This window comes from Massilia brevitalea (assembly GCF_030711405.1).
GTDB lineage: Bacteria > Pseudomonadota > Gammaproteobacteria > Burkholderiales > Burkholderiaceae_D > Telluria > Telluria brevitalea.
In genome coordinates, this window is the sequence record NZ_JAULSI010000001.1 from 118,272 (window position 1) to 137,859 (window position 19,588).

Here is a 19,588-nt window from a genome sequence, read left to right on the forward strand (position 1 = left end):
GTATGGATGTGCAGGCGGTAACTGTGTGTAAATTTATCTGTGAAAATGGAGCCATAGGCGCAAGCTAAGGATAGGCAAAGACCGTCCATAACCTGGAGAGAAACGAATGAAACGCTTGATCATGATGACAGCCGCGGCCGCCATGGCCCTGCTGTTGGGCGGATGCGCGACCACCATCCGCAGCGATGTCACCACCTTCCACCAGTGGCCGGCACAGGTCGAGGACAAGAGCTATGTCTTCGAAGCACCACCCGCCATCGACAACACCCTGGAATACCAGAGCTACCAGAACCTGGTGCGCGGGCAACTGGCGCAACTGGGTTTCCGTGAAGCGCCAGCCGGCCCGGCGGCCCTGAAAGTGGACATGCGCTTCACGACCACCGACGTGCCGGTGCGCGTGATCGAGCCGGCGATGCCGATGTATGGCTACCCGTATTACCGCATGGGCCCGCGTTTCGGGCCGCGCGGGCGCTGGGCGGGCTGGTACCACCCGTTCTACGATCCGTTCTGGAATCCGTTCCCGGCGTATGAAGTGTCGATCCAGCACCAGTACCGGCGCGAGCTGCAGGTGTCGATCAAGGATGCGGGCGACAAGCGGCTGTTCGATGTGACCGTGCACAACATGAGCCGCGAGCTGTCGACGCCGGTGGTGATGCCGGCGCTGGTGCAGAGCGCGTTTGCGGGCTTCCCTGGGCCGAATGGGGGGGTGCGGCGGGTGGAGTTGCAGCGCAAGGATGGGTGAGATGTATAAGTGAGATGCGGGGCCGGTGAAAGCTGGCCTGAAAGAAGTGAAAAGCCGGGCTGATCCCCGGCTTTTTTATTGCCGCTGCTTGCGCTCGCTGCCGGCTGTGCTCGTACGGTGGGCACTCCGTGCCCACGCGGTTACGTGCGTTTGCTGTCGCCTACGTGCGGTGACGATTCGCTCGCACCGGGTCCGCGAGCCGAGAATCGTTCGTGGCACGGTGATATCGCGCGAGCGACAATTCCCGGCACGTGGCCCGAGCATGAACACGTAACCGCGTGGGCACGGAGTGCCCACCGTACGGTTGAGGCCGACGGCCTCCATCACCGCACCATCGAGCCGGGGCCAGCGATGTCAACGAAGGCCTGACCGAACGTTACGAGAAATACGCCTCCGAGCCGAAGGTGATGGCGATCACCAGCAGCACCGCCAGCACCAGCACGATCAATAAACGCCCGAACTTCGGCGTGCCGCCGGCATCCGGCTCATTCGGCTCGCGGTCGTCGCTGAACTCCCTCATGGCAGCAAGATCGTCGAGCCGGTCGTGCGGCGGGCTTCGAGCGCGATGTGGGCCTGGGCCGCATCGGCCAGCGCGAAGCGCTGGTGGATGTCGATCTTCACCTTGCCACTGCTCACCATCTCGAACAGGTCGGCCGCCATCGCTTCCAGCTCAGGACGCGTGGCCGCATACGACCCCAGCGATGGTCGCGTCAGGTATAGCGAGCCGCGCGAAGCCAGTTCGTTCATGGTGAACGCCGCTACCGGCCCCGATGAATTGCCGAAGCTGACCATCAGCCCGCGTGGCTGCAGGCAGTCGAGCGAACGGATGAAGGTGTCCTTGCCCACCGAGTCATAGACCACCGGCACCTTCTTGCCGCCAGTGATCTCCAGCACCCGCGCCACGATGTCTTCCTCGTTGTAGTTGATGACGTGGGCCGCGCCGTGCGCCAGCGCCAGCTCCCCTTTGTCCTCCGACCCGACCGTGCCGATGAGGTTCACGCCCAGTGCCTTCGCCCACTGGCAGGCGATCAGCCCAACGCCGCCGGCCGCCGCGTGGAACAGGATGGTCTGGCCCGCCTGCAACTTGTAGGTGCTGTTGAACAGGTATTGCACCGTCAGGCCTTGCAGCATCATGGCGGCGGCGGTCTCGTAATTGATGGCGTCCGGCAGTTTCACCAGGATATCGGCCGGCATGGTGCGCAATGCGCTGTAGGCGCCGTTCGGCCGCCCGGCATAGGCCACGCGGTCGCCTGGCTGCACGTGGGTCACACCCTCGCCTACCGCCTCGACCACGCCGGCGCCTTCCTGCCCCAGTCCGCTGGGCAAGGGCATCGGGTACAGGCCGGTGCGGAAATACACGTCGATGTAGTTCAGCCCGATCGCATGGTGGCGCACGCGCGCTTCTCCCGGGCCTGGCTCGCCCACCTCGACGTCGACGTATTCCAGCACCTCCGGACCGCCGGTGCGCGTGAGTCGGATTGCCTTGGCCATCATGATCTTGCCTCCTTGTTGTTAGCGTTCATCCGTTTTTGTGTACGAGATTGGATAGGACCAGGTGCGCCGTCGCGAGGTTCGTTGCGCAGGCGACGTTGTGCACGTCGCAGGCGCGCACCAGGGCGTTGATGTCGGGTTCGTGCGGCTGGGGTGTCATCGGGTCGCGCAAAAATATCACGCAGTCGATCTCCCCTGTGACCAGTTGCGCGCCGATCTGCAAATCGCCACCAAAAGGCCCGGAATGCTTGCACTCGACCGTCAGGCCGAGCTCGTTGATCAGGCGCCCGCCGGTGGTGCCGGTGGCGGTGAGCGTGCAGCCGGCCAGGAAATCCCGGTACTCGGCGGCGAGCGCGATCATGTCGTCTTTTTTCTTGTCGTGCGCGATCAAGGCAATGCGAGGCTTCATTCGTCTCTTTCTATTTTTTCAGGGACAACATGTAGATACCTACCAGGACCAGGCCGGTGCCCGCCAGTTGCACCGCCGTGACCGGCTCTCCCAGTAGCAAAGCGCCGAGGAACAGCGTCGACACCGGCCCGATCATGCCGGCCTGAGAGGCGGTGGCGGCGCCGATGCGCCCCACCGCGATCATGGTCATGAACACCGGGAAGATAGTACAGAAAACCCCGTTCACGAGCGAGAGTCCATACACCTCGGGCGGCTGCACCAGCAGCGACGCCGGACGCAGCAGGAAGAACTGCGCAATGCCGGCCACGCTGGAGACGCACATCGCATACGCCACCAGGCGCAGCGAGCCGACGCGGCGCACCATCTCGCCCGAGCCGAGCAGGTAGATGGCATAGGTGACGGCCGAACCGAGCACGAACAGCGAGCCGATCACCGTGCTGCCGGCGCCGCCCGCCAGGTCGTGCACGAACACCAGCACGATGCCGCAGTAGGACAGGGCCAGCGCGCCCCACTCCACGGCGGTGATGCGGCGCTTCAGGAAGATGGCGGTCATCGCCAGCACGAAGGTCGGCGTGAGAAACAGGATCAGGCGCTCGAGCCCGACCGAGATGTATTGCAACCCCAGGAAATCGAGGTAGCTCGACAGGTAGTAACCGATGAGGCCGAGGCCGACGATGCGCCAGCGGTCAGCCCAGCTCAGCGGCGCCTGGGTACGCATCTGCCAGATCGCCACGCCAGCGAACACCGGAAGCGAGAACAGCATTCTGAAGGCGATCAATGTTACTGCATCGATGTGGTAGCGATACAGCAATTTGGCGACCACGGCCTTCGTGGAAAACAGGACAGCGCCAGCAATGGCGATGGTGAGGCCGCCGACAAGGGTCGAGCGTGGTATGGAAGCGGCAGATGTGCCTGGCGCGGACTGGGTCATCCGTCGATTGTACGGCCAAGCACAAAATCGAGCTCGGCAGAAGCCCGGAACGCAAGCCCATGCGATGGGTCGAAGCTCTACATTCACCACTCATGAGAAGCGACAATGCCGAACTGGACCATAGACCGGAAGGCGGCCAGAAAAGCGGACCGGAGAACGACCGTGCCGCCCGTCCGCCCGAGGGAATACCTGCCTCAGGGAGCGCGCCAATGACCGCCCTGATCCGCGTCGACACCCAGCCCGGGCGCGAGCGCCCGCTGGTCATTGCCTGGCTGGCCGGCATCGTGGCGCTGTGCTGGGCCTGCCTGGTATTCCAGGCCCTGCATATCTCCACCGTCGAGCACGCCAACCTGCCGCACAGCGCCCTGCCCCTGGCGACGCCGCCCTACCGCGCCTACGAGCTGGTGCTGGTGCTGGCGATGTGGGGCGCCATGCTGTCGGCCATGGTGCTGCCGGCCGCCACCCCGGCCATCCTGCTGTTTGCCCGCATCAACCGCCTGGCGCAGTCGGTACGCCACCCGAACCTGGCGACGCTGCTGTTCGTGAGCGGCTACCTGGCCGTGTGGAGCGGCTTCGGCGCCCTGGCTACCCTGGCCCAGTGGGCGCTGCACGACGCCGGCGCTCTCGACACCGGCATGGCCGTGATGAACGCCAGCGCCTGCGGCCTGATCCTGGTGGCGGCCGGACTCTACCAGTGGACGCCGGCCAAGCATGCCTGCCTGCAGGTGTGCCGCAACCCGCTCGGTTTCGTGCTCACCGGCTGGCGCTCGGGCCTGCTGGGCGCCCTGCGCATGGGCCTCGGCCACGGGCTCTACTGTTGCGGCTCGTGCTGGCTGCTGATGCTGCTGCTGTTCGCGGCCGGCGTGACCAACTTCGCCGCCCTGCTCGGCCTGGCCGGGCTGCTGCTGGCCGAGAAGCTGTTGCCGGGCGGGACGGTGGTGGCCTGCATCGGCGGACTGGGGCTCGTTGCGTGGGGCACACTCTTGTTGTTTCCATAACGCGGGAGGCAGATTCCGGGGCGGGGTGCATGCTAGAATGTCGGCCACTCTTGCATCAGGGGCTTTTGGTCAAACGGTCGCAAGCCCCGTACCGTCTAAGGAATACTCGACATGGCTGGACACAGCAAATGGGCCAACATCAAGCATAAGAAAGCCGCCACCGACGCCAAGCGCGGCAAGATCTGGACCCGCCTCATCAAGGAAATCACGGTCGCCGCGCGCATGGGCGGCGGCGACCTCGACGCCAACCCGCGCCTGCGCCTGGCGGTCGACAAGGCCGCCGACGCCAATATGCCGAAGGACAACGTCACGCGCGCCATCCAGCGTGGCTCGGGCAGCCTGGAAGGCGTGGACTACGAAGAGATCCGCTACGAAGGCTACGGCATCGGCGGCGCGGCGATCATCGTCGACTGCATGACCGACAACCGCGTGCGGACCGTGGCCGAAGTGCGCCACGCCTTCAGCAAGTTCGGCGGCAACATGGGCACCGAGGGTTCGGTGGCCTTCATGTTCAAGCACACCGGCCAGTTCCTGTTCGCGCCGGGCGTGGAAGAAGACAAGCTGATGGAAGCGGCGCTGGAAGCCGGCGCCGACGACGTGGTGCAGGACGAGGAAGGCGGCTTCGAAGTGCTGTGCGACCCGTTCGCGTTCTCGAACGTGAAGACGGCGCTGGAAGCGGCGGGCTTCAAGGCCGAAGTGGCCGAAGTCATCATGAAGCCGGCCACCGAAACCGTGTTCACCGGCGACGACGCGATCAAGATGCAGAAGCTGCTCGACGCGCTGGAAAACCTGGACGACGTCCAGGAGATCTACACCAACGCCATCATTGAAGAGTAAACAAGCGCGAAAGCCACGTATGAAAATCCTGGTAGTCGGCTCTGGTGGCCGTGAACATGCTCTGGCCTGGAAACTGGCCCAATCCGAACGCGTCCAGATGGTGTACGTGGCGCCGGGCAACGGCGGCACCGCGCTCGATTCGCGCCTGGTGAACCTCGACATCACCGACCCGGCCGCCCTGGCCGACTTCGTGGTGGCCGAGCACGTTGGCCTGACCCTGGTTGGCCCGGAAGCGCCGCTGGCGGCCGGCATCGTGAATCTGTTCCGCTCGCGCGGCCTGAAGATCTTCGGGCCGACGCGAGAAGCGGCGCAGCTGGAAAGTTCAAAAGATTTCGCCAAGGCCTTCATGCAGCGCCATGGCATTCCGACCGCGAAGTACCAGAGTTTTTCCGACGCCACCGAGGCGCATGCCTATGTGGATGCGAACGGCGCGCCGATCGTCATCAAGGCCGACGGCCTGGCGGCCGGCAAGGGCGTGGTCGTGGCCATGACGCTGGAAGAAGCGCATGCCGCGGTCGACCACATGCTGTCGGATAACGCCTTTGGCGACGCCGGCGCCCGCATCGTGATCGAGGAATTCCTGGCCGGCGAAGAAGCGAGCTTCATCGTCATGTGCGACGGCAAGAACATCCTGCCGATGGCCACCTCGCAAGACCACAAGCGCCTGAAGGATGCAGACCAGGGCCCGAACACCGGCGGCATGGGCGCCTATTCCCCTGCCCCGATCGTCACCCCGGCCATGCATGCGCGCGTGATGCGCGAGATCATCAACCCGACCATCCAGGGCATGGCCAAGGACGGCATCCAGTTCACCGGCTTCCTGTACGCCGGGCTGATGATCGACGCCGAGGGCAACCCACGTACGCTGGAATTCAATTGCCGCATGGGCGACCCGGAAACCCAGCCGATCATGGCGCGCCTGAAGAGCGATTACGTGACGGTGCTGGAACACGCCTGCAACGGCACGCTCGACGCGGTAGACCTGGAATGGGACCGCCGTACGGCCGTGGGCGTGGTGCTGGCGGCGGCAGGCTACCCGGACAGCCCGCGCAAGGGCGACGTGATCGAAGGGATTGCGGCCGAGACGGCGGAATGCATCACCTTCCATGCCGGCACCCGGATCGTCGACGGCAAGCTGCAGTCGAACGGCGGGCGCGTGCTGTGCGTCGTTGGCCTGGGCGACAGCGTCAAGATGGCGCAGAAGCAGGCGTACGAGGGTGTGGAGAAGATTCGTTTCGATGGCGCGCAGTTCCGACGCGATATCGGGTGGCGCGGGGTCAAGTAAGCGTTGATCGTGGCGAGTGCATGGGCCGGCGGGCGAATCATCCCCGCCGCAGGCCCATGGACACGTCCGTAACCGCGTGGGCACAGTGTGCCCACCGTACGAGACACGCCGCGATCCGGGTGTAGGGTCGTAGGGTGGGCACTCGTGCCCACGCTGTCTGACCTTTGCACGCTGCCTCCCCCTCTGCACACTGCCGGTCCCACACCACACCCCACCCCACCCGCGCAATTTCAATGTACACACAACGCACAGTGTACAATCGCCACCTATTTCGTTTCGCAAGCTGATCCCATGTCGACCCCCTCCCCTTCCGCCATCAAAGCCTGGCTGCTCGATTTGCAGTCGCGCATCGTCGCGGCCCTGGAAGACGTGGACGGCAAGCCTTTCCTGAAGGACAGCTGGGAACGCCCCGAAGGCGGCGGCGGCATCTCGCGCCTGATCGAAGAAGGCAATGTGCTGGAACGCGGCGGCGTGAATTTTTCGCACGTGATGGGCGCCAGCCTGCCGCCATCGGCCGCCGCCGCGCGTCCGGAACTGGCGGGCCGCGCCTGGGAAGCCATGGGCGTGTCGCTGGTGCTGCACCCGCGGAATCCCTACGCCCCGACCGTGCACATGAACGTGCGCTTCTTCGAGGCCACGGCCGAAGGGCAAGAGCCGGTCTGGTGGTTCGGCGGCGGCATGGACCTGACGCCCTACTACGGCAACGTCGACGACGCGCGCCACTTCCACCGCGTCTGCCACGACGCGCTGGCGCCCTACGGCGACGACCTGCACCCGCGCTTCAAGAAGTGGTGCGACGAGTATTTTTACCTGAAACACCGCAAGGAAGCACGTGGCGTCGGCGGCATTTTCTTCGACGACTTCAACGAGCTGCCTTTCGACGAGGCCTTTGCCATGGTGCAGCAGGTCGGCGACGGTTTTATCGACGCCTACCTGCCAATTTTGAAAGCCCGCAAGGACACGACGTATGGCGAACACGAGCGCGACTTCCAGGCCTACCGCCGGGGCCGCTACGTCGAGTTCAACCTGGTGTGGGACCGCGGCACCCACTTCGGCCTGCAATCGGGCGGCCGCACCGAGGCAATCCTGATGTCGCTGCCGCCGATCGTCAAGTGGCGCTACGACTGGCATCCGGAAGACGGCAGCGCGGAAGCGGCGCTCTACACCGACTTCCTGCCGCACCGGGACTGGCTCGCTTCGTGATTCCCTGCGTCGCCCTGCTGGGGGGCAGTTTCGATCCCGTGCACCACGGCCACGTTGCGCTGGCGCGGCTGTTCGTCGAACTGCTGCAGCCGAGCGAACTGCGCGTGCTGCCGGCGCGGCCCTGGCAAAAGGCGGCGCTGCAGGCGGGCGACGCCGACCGCATCGCGATGCTGGAACTGGCCTTCCGCGACGCTGGCCTGCAGGCCACGATCGACCGCCGCGAAATCGACCGCGGCACCCCGACTTATACCGTCGACACCTTGCGCGGCCTGCGGGCCGAACTTGGCGACGAGGTGTCCATCGTTTTCTTGATGGGCGCCGACCAGTTGCTCAAGCTCGATAGCTGGCGCGACTGGCGTGAACTGTTTGACCTCGCCAACATCGGCGTGGCTGCCCGGCCGGGCTACAGGCTGGAGCAAGACGCGTTGCCGCCGCTGGTGGCCGAGGAAATGGCGCGGCGCCTGGCGCCGCCCGAAGAAGTGCGCACCACGCCCGCCGGGCTGGTGTGCATGGCCCCCACATTGGCCGTGGATATTTCCGCGACCGAGGTCCGGGCACTGCTCAGGCAAGAAGGCGAACCGGGGGGCGCTCCGCAAGAAGCGCCAGCCTCGCTCCTCGCGCGGGTAGTGCTAGACTACATTCAACAACATAATTTATACAAAAGCTAATGGATATCAAAAAACTGCAAACCCTCGTCGTGGACGCCCTCGAAGACGTCAAAGGCCAGGAGATCATGCTGTTCGACACGACCGGGCTGACCAGCCTGTTCGACCGCATCGCCGTCGTCTCGGGTACCTCGAACCGCCAGACCAAGGCGCTGGCCGCATCGGTCCGTGACAAGGTCAAGGCTGCCGGCGGCGACGTCATCGGCATGGAAGGCGAAGACACCGGCGAATGGGTGCTGGTCGACCTGGGCGACATGATCGTCCACATCATGCAGCCGGCGATTCGCCAGTACTACCGCCTGGAAGAAATCTGGGGCGAGAAGCCGGTCAAGCTGGGCGCCGCCAAGCGCAAGTCGACGCCGGAAGCGCTTGAAGCTGCCGAGTCGAAGGTCAAGTCGAAGCACCTGGCCGCAAACCAGGACCAGCCGGAAGTCAAGCCTGTGCGCGAACGCAAAGTTGCGAGCAAAACGTCTGCAACCAAGACCGCTGCAAGCAAGACCGCTGCCGTGAAAGCGCCGGCCAAGAAGCCAGTCGCCAAGGCCGTCTCGAAAGCCGTCGGCAAGACCGTGAAGGTTGCTCCACCAAAAGCCGAAGTCGCCGCCGTGAAAGCGCTGAAGGCATTGCCGCCGAAGCGTACCGTCAAGGCCGCCGCACCGCTTGACGCCGAACCGGTCAAGAAGGTCATCAAGCGCGTGACCAAGAAGGCTGCCGAGTAAGCTTCGATGCAACTGATCATTGCCGCGGTCGGCCACAAGATGCCGGCCTGGATCGAGACCGGCTTTGGGGAATACACGAAGCGCATGCCGCCCGAGCTGCGCATCGTGCTCAAGGAAATCAAGCCGGTCGAGCGTTCCGGCAGCAAGACGGCGGCCACCGCGATGGCGCTCGAACGCGAGCGTATCGAAGCGGTGCTGCCGAAAGGCGTGCGCATCATCGCCCTCGACGAGCGGGGCAAGGACCTGACAAGTGTTGGACTCTCCCAACAATTGTTGAACTGGCAGCAGGACGGGCGCGACACCGCCTTCCTGATCGGCGGCGCGGACGGGCTCGACCCGGAGCTGAAGGCGCGTGCCGAGGGCATGATCCGCATTTCCAGCATGACCCTGCCCCACGGCGTGGTGCGGGTGATGCTGGCCGAACAGCTGTACCGCGCCTGGTCGATTACCCAGAACCATCCGTATCACCGCGTTTGATGTTCGCCTCATGAAATCGCACAACAAGAAGATCTACCTCGCGTCGAAAAGCCCGCGCCGCCGCGAACTGCTGCGCCAGGTCGGCATCGACTTCGATTTGCTGAGCCTGCGCAGCGACCCTGCGCGCGGCATCGACGTGCCCGAGGATGTGTTCGACGGCGAGCTGGCCCAGGACTACGTGGTGCGCGTGGCGCTGGAGAAAGGCGCGTTTGCCTGGCAGGTGCTGCAGCAACGCCGCCAGCCCTTGCGACCGGTGCTGACGGCCGACACCACGGTGACCATCGACGGCGACATCCTCGGCAAGCCGGGCGACCTGGCGGAAGCACGGGCCATGCTCGAGCAATTGTCCGGGCGTACCCACCAGGTGTTGACCACGGTGGCGGTGCACTACACCGACATGGCCGAGCACCTGACCCAGGTGTCGAACGTGCGCTTCGCGAAATTGACTGCGCAACAGATCGCGGCGTATTGCGCCACGAGCGAGCCCTACGACAAGGCGGGCGGCTACGGCATCCAGGGTCTCGCCGCGCTGTTCATCGAGCATATCGAGGGCAGCCATTCGGGAATCATGGGCTTGCCGATCTTCGAGACGGCCGTCCTGCTGCGCAAGGCCGGGTTCCAGGTCTGATTCGGCGGATTGCCGTTCGCAGCGTTCAACTACACCTGCTTTCATCGAAACAGTGGCATTCGTAGGGTGGGCGCCCCGTGCCCACGGGGTGATCGTTACCGATTGCGTTGCGCAACTCGGTGATCTTGCCGATCATAATGAAGCCGGCTGGCTGCATGCGTCACGCGTGGGCACGGGGCGCCCACCCTACATTCTCCAGCTGTAACAATCCTCACCGACCCGCCACGTTCGCGGACCCCAGCGTGTATCATGACACTCTGAACAATATCCTCACGCGTAGCGCTCATGAACGAAGACATCCTCATCAATATCACCCCGCAGGAAACGCGCGTGGCGCTGGTCCTGCAGGGCGCGGTGCAGGAGTTGCACATCGAGCGTACGCTGACGCGCGGCCTGGCCGGCAACGTGTATTCGGGCAAGGTCGTGCGCGTGCTGCCGGGCATGCAGTCGGCCTTCATCGACATCGGCCTGGAACGCGCCGCCTTCCTGCACGTGGCCGACATCTGGGAAGCGCGTCCGCACGATAATTCCAACGTGCCGCCCACGCCCATCGAGAAGCTGCTCTACGACGGCCAGGTACTGACCGTGCAGGTGATCAAGGACCCGATCGGCACCAAGGGCGCGCGTCTGTCGACGCAGATTTCGATTGCCGGCCGCATGCTGGTCTACCTGCCGCAGGACAAGCACATCGGCATCTCGCAAAAGATCGAAAAGGAAGCCGACCGCGAACTGCTGCGCACCCGTATGGCGGGCCTGCTGCCGGCCGAGGAAAAAGGCGGCTACATCGTGCGCACCCAGGCCGAGGAAGCGTCGGACACCGACCTCTCGGCCGACATCGACTACCTGCGCAAGACCTGGGCCGCGATCCAGAACGGCGCCCGCACCCGCCCTGCCACGAGCCTGCTGTACCAGGATTTGAACCTGGCCCAGCGCGTGCTGCGCGACTTCGTGCACGACGAGACGGCGACCATCCAGGTGGACTCGCGCGAAAACCACCTGATGCTGGTGGAGTTTGCGAAGATCTACACGCCGAGCGTGCTGGCGCGCTTGCAGCACTACACCGGCGAGCGTCCACTGTTCGATTTGTACGGCGTGGAAGAAGAAATCCTGCGCGCGCTGGGCCGCCGCGTCGATCTGAAATCCGGCGGCTACCTGATCGTCGACCAGACCGAGGCGATGACCACCATCGACGTGAACACCGGCGGTTTCGTCGGCGGCCGCAACTTCGCGGACACGATTTTCAAGACCAACCTGGAAGCCGCGCACGCCATTGCGCGCCAGCTGCGCCTGCGTAACCTGGGCGGCATCATCATCCTCGACTTCATCGACATGGAGAACAACGAGCACCGCAACGCCGTGCTCGCGGAACTCAAGAAAACCCTGGGGCGCGACCGCACCAAGGTATCGGTGAGCAGCTTCTCGGCGCTGGGCCTGGTGGAGATGACGAGGAAGCGCACGCGCGAATCGCTGGCCCACATCCTGTGCGAGCCCTGCCCGGCCTGCTCGGGCAAGGGGCAAGTCAAAACCTCGCGCACCATCTGCTACGAAATCCTGCGCGAACTGCTGCGCGAGGCGAAGCAGTTCAATCCGCGCGAGTTCCGCATCCTGGCGTCGCAGGAAGTGGTCGACCTGTTCCTGGAAGAAGAGTCGCAACACCTGGCCATGCTGGGCGACTTCATCGGCAAGAAGATTTCGCTGCAGGTGGAGAAGGGTTACCACCAGGAGCAGTACGACGTGATCCTGATGTAAGGCCGCAGTGAACACGCTCGCACAGCGCTGGCAATCCCTGTGGCAGGAATTGGGCAAACCCGCTCCCGGCGGGCTGCTGCGAGCGCTGCTCGATGCCTACAGCGAGCCGCAGCGCCACTACCACACCCTGCAGCACCTGGAAGAATGCTTTGCCCACTTCGACGCGTGGACGCAGCTGGCCGAGCATCCGCTTGAGGTCGAACTGGCCCTCTGGTTCCACGACAGCGTCTATGACGTGCATGCGCGCGACAATGAAGCGCAATCAGCCGCATGGGCAGACACGGCGCTCCATGATGCCGGCCTGTCGATTGAGGTCTGCGCCCGCATCCACGCGCTGATCATGGCCACCTGCCACGACGCCTTGCCCGCCTCGAACGATGCCCGGCTGCTGACCGACATCGACCTCGCCATCCTCGGCGCCGAACCTGCGCGCTTTGCCGAGTACGAGCGCCAGATCCGGCTCGAATACGCCCATGTACCGGAAGCGCTGTTCAACACCAAGCGCAGCGAGATCCTGCAGGCCTTCCTCGGCCGTGCGCGCCTGTTTCATACGCCGGCCCTGCACGAGCGCCTGGAGCCAGCCGCCAGGCGCAATCTCGCACAGGCCATCGCCGCTACGTCAGCCTGAATTCGTTCAGGGCGCAGCGTCGTCCGTCCTGTGCGGGCGATGCTCCAGCCGCCCGTCGCGCAGTTTCAGCCGCTGCACGCCCGGCAGACCGATCAGATCCCGGTCATGGCAGGCCATCACCACCGTGCTGCCCTGCTCGATCAGCGTCGGGATCAGGGCGATCACGCCTTCGCGCGCGCTGCCATCGAGGTTGGCGGTGGGCTCGTCCAGCAGCAGCAGGCGCGGTTGCAGTACGCGGGCGCGGGCCAGCGCCACGCGCTGCTTCTCGCCGCCGGACAGGCGCGCCGGCTCGGTGTCGCGCAGGTAGTCGACGCCGGCCCAGCACATCGCCTCCTCCACCGTCTTCTTCACCACGGCTTTCGATTCGCCGCGCGCCAGCAGGCCGTAGGCGATGTTGTGCCAGACGCTGGTCGAGAACATGATCGGGTGCTGGTGCACGTAGACGATGGCTGTACGCAGCGCCTTTGGATACGGTTGCAGGCTGAACGAATGGCCGTCGAAGCTCACGCTGTCCACCTGGGCCGCTTCCAGCCCGCCGAGGATGCGCAGCAGCGTGCTCTTGCCCACGCCGTTCGCCCCGGTCAGCACATAGGCGCTGGCCGCGTCGAGCATGAATTCGTCGATGTCGAACAACAGGCGCTCGCCGTGCCGCTTGCGCAGGCTGCGTACGGTGAGCAGCGCACTCAAGGATGTGCTCAAATTCGTCCCCCCGCCGTATGCGCCTCGCCCTGCAGCAGCATCAGCGCGCCGTTCATCACCAGCGCCAGCGTCACCAGCACGATGCCAAGCGCGATCCCCTGCGCGAATTCGCCCTTGCTGGTTTCGAGTGCGATGGCCGTGGTGATGGTGCGCGTCTCGCCCTGGATGTTCCCGCCCACCATCAGCGCGCAGCCGACCTCCGAGATCACGCGCCCGAAGCCGCTGATCACGGCCGCCATCACGCCGTAGCGCGCTTCGTGCAGCACGGTCGTCATCACCCGCCAGCGCGAGGCGCCGAGGGCGCGCGCCGTTTCGGCATAGCGCGGATCGAGCGCCTGCACCGCCGCCAGCGTGAACGCCAGCAGCACCGGCATGCCCACCACGAACTGCCCGGCGATGATGCCCGACTGCGAGAACAGCCATTCCAGCGGCCCGAGCGGCCCGCGGCGCGACAGCAGCAGGTAGAGCAGAAGTCCGATCAGCACCGTCGGCAGCGACAGCGCGCACTGCGCCAGCCAGACCGCGATGCGGCGGCCCGGAAAGCGGTGCATGGCAATCGCGTAGCCAAGCAGCACGGCGGGCGGCGTGGCCAGCAAGAGGCCGATGACGCTGGTCTTGATCGATACCCAGACGATGTGCCAGAGCGCTGCATCGCCGGAAAACAGCAGCGCGAACGCGTGCTGCGTCGCTTCCCACAGGGTCATGCGGAACCGATCATTTCAACGTTCATGCACGCACTGGCAGGGGAAGTTCGAGCAACTCGGGCTGGAACACCAGCCGCTCCTGCCCACTCAGGAGCAGGAAGTGGCGCCCGCTGCAGCGCGCCAGCAGCGACATGCCGACCTTTTCCGCCACCATGTGCCCCATCTGCGTGGTGCCCGAGCGCGACAGCAGGAACGGAATACCCATCTGCGCGCCCTTGATCACCATTTCCGAGGTCAGCCGGCCGGTGGTATAGAACACCTTGTCGGCGCCCGTCATCCCTTCCAGCCACATCAGGCCGGCAATCGCATCGACCGCATTGTGGCGGCCCACGTCCTCGACGAAATACAGCAGCTCGCCCGTATTCGAGAACAGCGCGCAGCCGTGCACCGAGCCGGCCTGTTTATAAATCGATTGCTGGGTGCGGATGGTCTCGACGATGCGGTACACCACCGATTGCGGCAGGCGCGCATCCGGCGGCAGGGTGATCTGGTCGACTTCGTCCATCAGCCCGCCGAACACCGAGCCCTGGCCGCAGCCGGTGGTGACCACCTTTTTCGCGGTGCGCTCTTCGATGCCCTGGATGCCGCTGCGCGTGACCACGGCCACCGCATCGACCGACCAGTCCACCTGCACCGACACCACTTCTTCGATGGAACGCACCAGGCGCTGGTTGCGCAGGTAGCCGAGCGTCAGCGCTTCCGGTGCGCCGCCCAGCGTCATCAGCGTGACCAGCTCGCGCTTGTCGACGTAGACGGTGAGCGGGCGTTCGGCCGGAATCGAGAGCGTGGCGCGGCGCCCGCGCTCGTCCAGCGACTCGACCTCGTGCGTGAGGCGGGCCTGGGCATCGGACAGGAGGGGACGGTAGCGTGGCAAGTCGGGACAGTTCATATTGCCAATTGTGCCACGCCGGCGAGAATCTGGCCGCCACCGTAGCTGCCCTGCGCCGCCACCGCCCCGCCCGGCACGACCTTCACCGCGCAGTATTTGAACTCCGGGATCTTGCCGTAGGGGTCGAGCGCCGCATTCGTCAGGCGGTTGATCGCCGCTTCGTAATAGCAGAAAGGGACGAAGATCGCGCCCACCGGCGAGCTGTCGTCGGCGCGCGCCCACAGCACCACTTCGCCGCGGCGCGAGGCAATCGTGATCGCGGCGCCCGGCTCCACGCCCAGGCGCTGCAAGTCCAGCGGATGCACCAGCGCCACCGGATCGGGTTCGATTGCATCGAGCACGCCGGCGCGGCGCGTCATGCTGCCGGTGTGCCAGTGTTCGAGCTGGCGGCCGGTAATCAGGACCATCGGGTACTCGGCATCGGGCCGCTCGTCGGCGGGGATGATGTCGGCCGGGACGAAGCGCGCCTTGCCGCCTTCGCGCGGGAAGGCATCCGTGAACACCACCGGCTGGCCCGGCCCCTCCTCCACCGGGCACGGATACACGACCGCACCTTCGCGTTCGAGCCTTTCCCAGGTGATGCCGGCGATGCTGGGCATGGTCTTGCGCATCTCGTCGAACACCTCGGATACGTGGCCGTAGTCCCAGCCAAGTCCCAGCTGCTGCGCGATCTTCTGGATGATCCACAAATCGGGCTTGGCCTCGCCCGGCGGATCGATGGCTTGGCGGCCCAGCTGCACCAGGCGGTCGGTATTCGTGAAGCTGCCGGTCTTCTCGGGGAAGCTCGACGCCGGCAGGATGACGTCCGCGAGATAGGCCGTCTCGGTCAGGAAGATGTCCTGCACCACCAGGTGCTCGAGCGCGGCCAGCGCGGCGCGCGCGTGATTGGCGTCGGGGTCGGACATGGCCGGGTTCTCGCCCATGATGTACATGCCGCGGATCTGGCCGGCGCAGATGGCGTCCATGATCTCGACCACGGTCAGGCCGGGCTTCGGGTCGAGCGTGGCGTTCCAGGCCGCTTCGAACCTGGCGCGCACGGCCGGATTGTCGACGCGGCCGTAGTCCGGCAGCATCATCGGGATCAGGCCGGCGTCGGAGGCGCCCTGCACGTTGTTCTGTCCCCGCAGCGGATGCAGGCCAGTGCCGGGGCGGCCGATCTGGCCGGTCATCAGCGACAGTGCAATCAGGCAGCGCGCGTTATCCGTGCCGTGGATGTGCTGGGAGATGCCCATGCCCCACAGGATCATCGAACCCTTCGAGGTCGCGTACAGGCGCGCGACGTAGCGGATGGTGTCGGCGTCGATGCCGCAGATCGGCGCCATCGCTTCCGGGCTGTAGCCGGCCACGTTGGCTTCCAGCTCGGCGTACCCAACCGTGCGCGCCGCGATGAAGGCCGGGTCGACCAGGCGCTCTTCGACGATCACGTGCATCAGCGCGTTCAGCAGGGCGACGTCGGTGTCGGGCTTGAACTGCAGGTAGCGGTGCGCGTGGCGCGCCAGGTCCGAGCGGCGCGGGTCGAGCACGATCAGTTTCGCGCCCGCCTTGGCCGCATTCTTGATCCAGGTGGCGGCCACCGGGTGGTTCACCGTGGGGTTGGCGCCGATGACGACGATGACCTCGGCGCGCGTGACGTCCATCACCGGGTTCGATACCGCGCCCGAGCCTATGCCTTCCAGCAGTGCCGACACCGAGGACGCGTGGCACAGGCGCGTGCAGTGGTCGACGTTGTTGGTGCCGAATCCGGTGCGCACCAGCTTCTGGAACAGGTAAGCCTCTTCGTTGCTGCCTTTGGCCGAACCGAAGCCGGCCAGCGCGGCGCCGCCATGGGCATCGCGTATCTGGGCCAGCTTGCCGCCGGCCAGCGCCAGCGCTTCTTCCCAGCTCGCTTCACGGAAGACGTCGAGCACGCGCTCCGGGTCCATGACGAAGTCGCCGGTCTTCGGCATGCCTTCGCGCCGGACCAGGGGTTTCGTCAGGCGGTGCGGATGGTGAGCATAGTCGAAGCCGTAGCGCCCCTTCACGCACAGGCGGCCGTGGTTGGCCGGGCCGTCGCGCCCTTCCACGTACAGGATGCGGTTTTCCTTCACGTGGTAAGTGAGCTGGCAGCCGACGCCGCAATAAGGGCAGACCGAATCGACCTGTTTATCGGGGATGTTCAGCGCCACGCCGCGCGCCGGCATCAGGGCGCCGGTCGGGCAGGCCTGCACGCATTCGCCGCAGGCCACGCAAGTGGAGTCGCCGAGCGGGTCGTCCTGGTCGAACACGATCTTCGCCGCCTGGCCGCGGAAAGCCAGCCCAATGACTTCGTTCACCTGCTCGTCGCGGCAGGCGCGCAGGCAGCGCGTGCACTGGATGCAGGCGTCGAGATTCACGGTGATGGCGGCGTGGGTCGCGTCGAGCTGCGGCTGCGTACGCGTCGGTGCAAAGCGCGGTCTACCCACGCCAAGCTTCTCCGCCCACACATCGACTTCGTTGTGGCGCGTGTACTGGGCTTCCGCCATATCCGACTGCAGCAGCTCGATCACCATCCGTTGCGCAGCCACGGCGCGCGGGCTGTCGGTCGTGACCTTCATGCCGGCCGTGGGCTGGCGGCAGCAGGAGGCTGCCAGCACGCGCTCGCCGGCGATCTCCACCATGCAGGAGCGGCAGTTGCCGACTGCCTCCAGGCCCGGCTTGTAGCACAGGTGCGGCAAATCGATGCCTTCACGCCGTGCCACCTCGATCAGGGTGTCGCCGGGCAGCGCTTCGACCGCACGCCCATCCAGTTCAAAGGCAATCGTCGGAATCGTCGCGTTCATGCCAGCCCCCGCAGGTTCCCCAACTCATGTGGAAAATACTTGATGACGCAGTCGACCGGATTCGGCGCCGCCTGCCCCAGGCCGCAGATCGAGGCATCGCGCATCACCTGCGACAGTTCGCCAAGCAGCGCAGTGTCCCACTGCGGCGCCTGGATCAGGTCCAGCGCCTTGGCCGTGCCGGCGCGGCAGGGCGTGCACTGGCCGCAGGATTCGTCGGCGAAGAAGCGCATGGTGTTGCGCGCCGCCGCCACCGCGCTGTCCTGCTGCGACAGCACCACCACCGCGGCCGAACCGATGAAGCAGCCGTAGGGTTGCAGCGTATCGAAGTCGAGCGGGATATCGCCCATGGCGGCCGGCAGGATGCCGCCTGAAGCGCCGCCCGGCAGGTAGGCATAGAAGTCGTGGCCATCCGCCATGCCGCCGCAATATTCGGCAATCAGCTCGCGCACCGTGATGCCGGCCGGCGCCAGCTTCACGCCTGGCTCGCGCACGCGGCCGGACACCGAGAACGAGCGCAGGCCACGCCGGCCATTGCGCCCGAAACTGGCAAACCATTCTCCGCCGCGTTCCAGGATCTCGCGCACCCAGTGCAGCGATTCGAAGTTGTGTTCGAGAGTCGGCCGCCCGAACAGCCCGATCTGCGCCACGTAGGGCGGACGCAGGCGCGGCATGCCGCGCTTGCCCTCGATCGATTCGATCATGGCCGATTCTTCGCCGCAGATGTACGCCCCGGCGCCGCGCCGCAGGTGGATCTCGGACATGCCCTGCACTGGCGGATCGCGCCGCAGCGCGCTTAGCTCCGCTTCCAGCAGCGCGCGGCAGGCGTGGTATTCGTCGCGCAGGTAGATGTAGATGGCCTCGATGCCGACCGCCCAGGCGGCAATCAGCGCGCCTTCCAAGAAGCGGTGCGGGTCGCGCTCCAGGTAGACGCGGTCCTTGAAGGTCCCGGGTTCGCCTTCGTCGATGTTCACCGCCATCAGGCGCGGACCGGGTTCAAGCCGCACGATGCGCCACTTGCGGCCCAGCGGAAAGCCGGCGCCGCCCAGGCCGCGCAGGCCGGATGCTTCCAGCGTGCCGATCACGGATTCGGCTTCGTGCAGGCCGGCCACGCAGTCGCGCAGCAGGCGGTAGCCGCCGGCAGCGCGATAGGCCGCGTAATCCACGTGAGCATCGGCTGTGTCGACAGCAGCACCCCCGCCAACGCGCGCCAGGATGGACTCGGCGCTTGCCTGCGCCACCGCCTCCTGTCCCACCAGCGCCGCCGGCGCCTGCTCGCAGCGGCCGATGCAGGGCGCGGCCAGCACGCGCACCTCGGCGCCGAGGATGGCGGGCAGCCGCGCCAGCAGGTTGGACGCACCCGCCATCTCGCAGGACAGCCCGGCGCAGACGCGCACGGTCAGCGCCGGCGGCGCCGCCTCGCCCTCGCGCACGACGTCGAAATGGTGATAGAAGGTGGCGACCTCGTAGACCTCGGCCTGGGCCTTGCGCATTTCCTGGGCCAGCGCGGCCAGGTGGCCGGCGGGAAGGCAGCCAAGATGGTCCTGCAGCGTGTGCAGGTGCTCGATCAGCAGGTCAGGCCGGCGCGGCGCATCACCGAGCAGGGCCTGCACCTCGGCCAGGGCCTGCGGATCGACACGGCGGCCCTTGGGCGCCTCGCGCTTGCGCTGGCGGCTCGCCCCAGCGACCGCAATCGGAATGACGGGATGGTTCATGCTTGTCTCCAGGACGGCGCCCTGACC

The 19,588-nt window shown here is 65.9% G+C and carries 20 protein-coding genes; 11 read left to right on the plus strand and 9 right to left on the minus strand.

What is annotated here, in order from left to right; all coding sequences use genetic code 11:
* Positions 1–106: 106 nt before the first annotated feature.
* Positions 107–742 carry a DUF4136 domain-containing protein gene (locus QWL29_RS00430; RefSeq protein ID WP_305820914.1) on the plus strand — a complete coding sequence of 212 codons (636 nt, stop codon included), beginning with the start codon at positions 107–109 and terminating at the stop codon, positions 740–742.
* 376 nt (positions 743–1,118) lie between these two features.
* On the opposite strand, the gene QWL29_RS00435 is transcribed toward QWL29_RS00430, so the two are convergent.
* Genes QWL29_RS00435 through QWL29_RS00450 form a run of 4 tightly spaced genes read right to left on the minus strand, consistent with a single transcriptional unit; the run spans position 1,119 to position 3,573 of the window.
* Positions 1,119–1,262, minus strand: coding sequence for a hypothetical protein (locus tag QWL29_RS00435; RefSeq protein WP_305820915.1), 144 nt, complete (start codon positions 1,260–1,262; stop codon positions 1,119–1,121).
* Positions 1,259–2,233, minus strand: coding sequence for a quinone oxidoreductase family protein (locus QWL29_RS00440; protein WP_305821007.1), 975 nt, complete (start codon positions 2,231–2,233; stop codon positions 1,259–1,261). The genes QWL29_RS00435 and QWL29_RS00440 overlap by 4 nt, the downstream gene beginning before the upstream one ends.
* A 28-nt stretch (positions 2,234–2,261) precedes the next feature.
* Positions 2,262–2,642 carry a methylglyoxal synthase gene (locus QWL29_RS00445; RefSeq protein ID WP_305820916.1) on the minus strand — a complete coding sequence of 127 codons (381 nt, stop codon included), beginning with the start codon at positions 2,640–2,642 and terminating at the stop codon, positions 2,262–2,264.
* 10 nt (positions 2,643–2,652) lie between these two features.
* A complete protein-coding gene (locus QWL29_RS00450; RefSeq protein ID WP_305820917.1) occupies positions 2,653–3,573 on the minus strand; it encodes a DMT family transporter in 921 nt (306 codons plus the stop codon).
* A 209-nt stretch (positions 3,574–3,782) separates the two neighbouring features.
* Here QWL29_RS00450 and QWL29_RS00455 point away from each other — a divergent pair, with 209 nt between their 5' ends.
* From QWL29_RS00455 to QWL29_RS00500, 10 genes are all read left to right on the plus strand, one after another.
* Positions 3,783–4,571: a DUF2182 domain-containing protein gene (locus QWL29_RS00455; protein ID WP_305820918.1), complete on the plus strand. Its 789-nt coding sequence runs from the start codon at positions 3,783–3,785 to the stop codon at positions 4,569–4,571.
* 111 nt (positions 4,572–4,682) lie between these two features.
* Positions 4,683–5,408 carry a YebC/PmpR family DNA-binding transcriptional regulator gene (locus tag QWL29_RS00460; RefSeq protein ID WP_305820919.1) on the plus strand — a complete coding sequence of 242 codons (726 nt, stop codon included), beginning with the start codon at positions 4,683–4,685 and terminating at the stop codon, positions 5,406–5,408.
* A 19-nt stretch (positions 5,409–5,427) separates the two neighbouring features.
* Positions 5,428–6,693 (plus strand): phosphoribosylamine--glycine ligase, encoded by a 1,266-nt coding sequence (gene purD / locus QWL29_RS00465; protein ID WP_305820920.1) that lies wholly within the window; start codon positions 5,428–5,430, stop codon positions 6,691–6,693.
* Between the two features lie 291 nt (positions 6,694–6,984).
* A complete protein-coding gene (hemF, locus tag QWL29_RS00470; RefSeq protein ID WP_305820921.1) occupies positions 6,985–7,896 on the plus strand; it encodes an oxygen-dependent coproporphyrinogen oxidase in 912 nt (303 codons plus the stop codon).
* Positions 7,893–8,564 carry a nicotinate-nucleotide adenylyltransferase gene (locus QWL29_RS00475; protein ID WP_305820922.1) on the plus strand — a complete coding sequence of 224 codons (672 nt, stop codon included), beginning with the start codon at positions 7,893–7,895 and terminating at the stop codon, positions 8,562–8,564. Before hemF ends, QWL29_RS00475 begins: the two co-directional genes overlap by 4 nt.
* On the plus strand, positions 8,564–9,277 hold the full coding sequence (gene rsfS / locus QWL29_RS00480) for a ribosome silencing factor (RefSeq protein ID WP_305820923.1): 714 nt from the start codon (positions 8,564–8,566) through the stop codon (positions 9,275–9,277). The genes QWL29_RS00475 and rsfS overlap by 1 nt, the downstream gene beginning before the upstream one ends.
* A gap of 6 nt (positions 9,278–9,283) precedes the next feature.
* Entirely contained in the window at positions 9,284–9,754 is a 471-nt protein-coding gene (rlmH, locus tag QWL29_RS00485) for a 23S rRNA (pseudouridine(1915)-N(3))-methyltransferase RlmH (protein WP_229437182.1), read from the plus strand.
* 10 nt (positions 9,755–9,764) lie between these two features.
* The gene (locus QWL29_RS00490; RefSeq protein ID WP_305820924.1) at positions 9,765–10,382 is read left to right on the plus strand and encodes a Maf family protein; all 618 of its coding nucleotides are present in this window, start codon (positions 9,765–9,767) and stop codon (positions 10,380–10,382) included.
* Between the two features lie 285 nt (positions 10,383–10,667).
* A complete protein-coding gene (gene rng / locus QWL29_RS00495; protein WP_305820925.1) occupies positions 10,668–12,131 on the plus strand; it encodes a ribonuclease G in 1,464 nt (487 codons plus the stop codon).
* Positions 12,132–12,138: 7 nt separating this feature from the next.
* On the plus strand, positions 12,139–12,759 hold the full coding sequence (locus QWL29_RS00500; protein ID WP_305820926.1) for an HD domain-containing protein: 621 nt from the start codon (positions 12,139–12,141) through the stop codon (positions 12,757–12,759).
* 6 nt (positions 12,760–12,765) lie between these two features.
* On the opposite strand, the gene QWL29_RS00505 is transcribed toward QWL29_RS00500, so the two are convergent.
* The 5 genes from QWL29_RS00505 to QWL29_RS00525 are packed head-to-tail and all read right to left on the minus strand — an operon-like array spanning position 12,766 to position 19,561.
* Positions 12,766–13,458 (minus strand): energy-coupling factor ABC transporter ATP-binding protein, encoded by a 693-nt coding sequence (locus tag QWL29_RS00505; protein ID WP_305820927.1) that lies wholly within the window; start codon positions 13,456–13,458, stop codon positions 12,766–12,768.
* Positions 13,455–14,162: an ABC transporter permease gene (locus tag QWL29_RS00510; RefSeq protein ID WP_305820928.1), complete on the minus strand. Its 708-nt coding sequence runs from the start codon at positions 14,160–14,162 to the stop codon at positions 13,455–13,457. The genes QWL29_RS00505 and QWL29_RS00510 overlap by 4 nt, the downstream gene beginning before the upstream one ends.
* 22 nt (positions 14,163–14,184) lie before the next feature.
* On the minus strand, positions 14,185–15,051 hold the full coding sequence (locus QWL29_RS00515; RefSeq protein ID WP_305820929.1) for a formate dehydrogenase accessory sulfurtransferase FdhD: 867 nt from the start codon (positions 15,049–15,051) through the stop codon (positions 14,185–14,187).
* Positions 15,048–17,849 (minus strand): formate dehydrogenase subunit alpha, encoded by a 2,802-nt coding sequence (gene fdhF, locus QWL29_RS00520; RefSeq protein WP_305820930.1) that lies wholly within the window; start codon positions 17,847–17,849, stop codon positions 15,048–15,050. The genes QWL29_RS00515 and fdhF overlap by 4 nt, the downstream gene beginning before the upstream one ends.
* Positions 17,846–19,561, minus strand: coding sequence for an NADH-ubiquinone oxidoreductase-F iron-sulfur binding region domain-containing protein (locus QWL29_RS00525; protein ID WP_305820931.1), 1,716 nt, complete (start codon positions 19,559–19,561; stop codon positions 17,846–17,848). Before QWL29_RS00525 ends, fdhF begins: the two co-directional genes overlap by 4 nt.
* Positions 19,562–19,588: the final 27 nt, after the last annotated feature.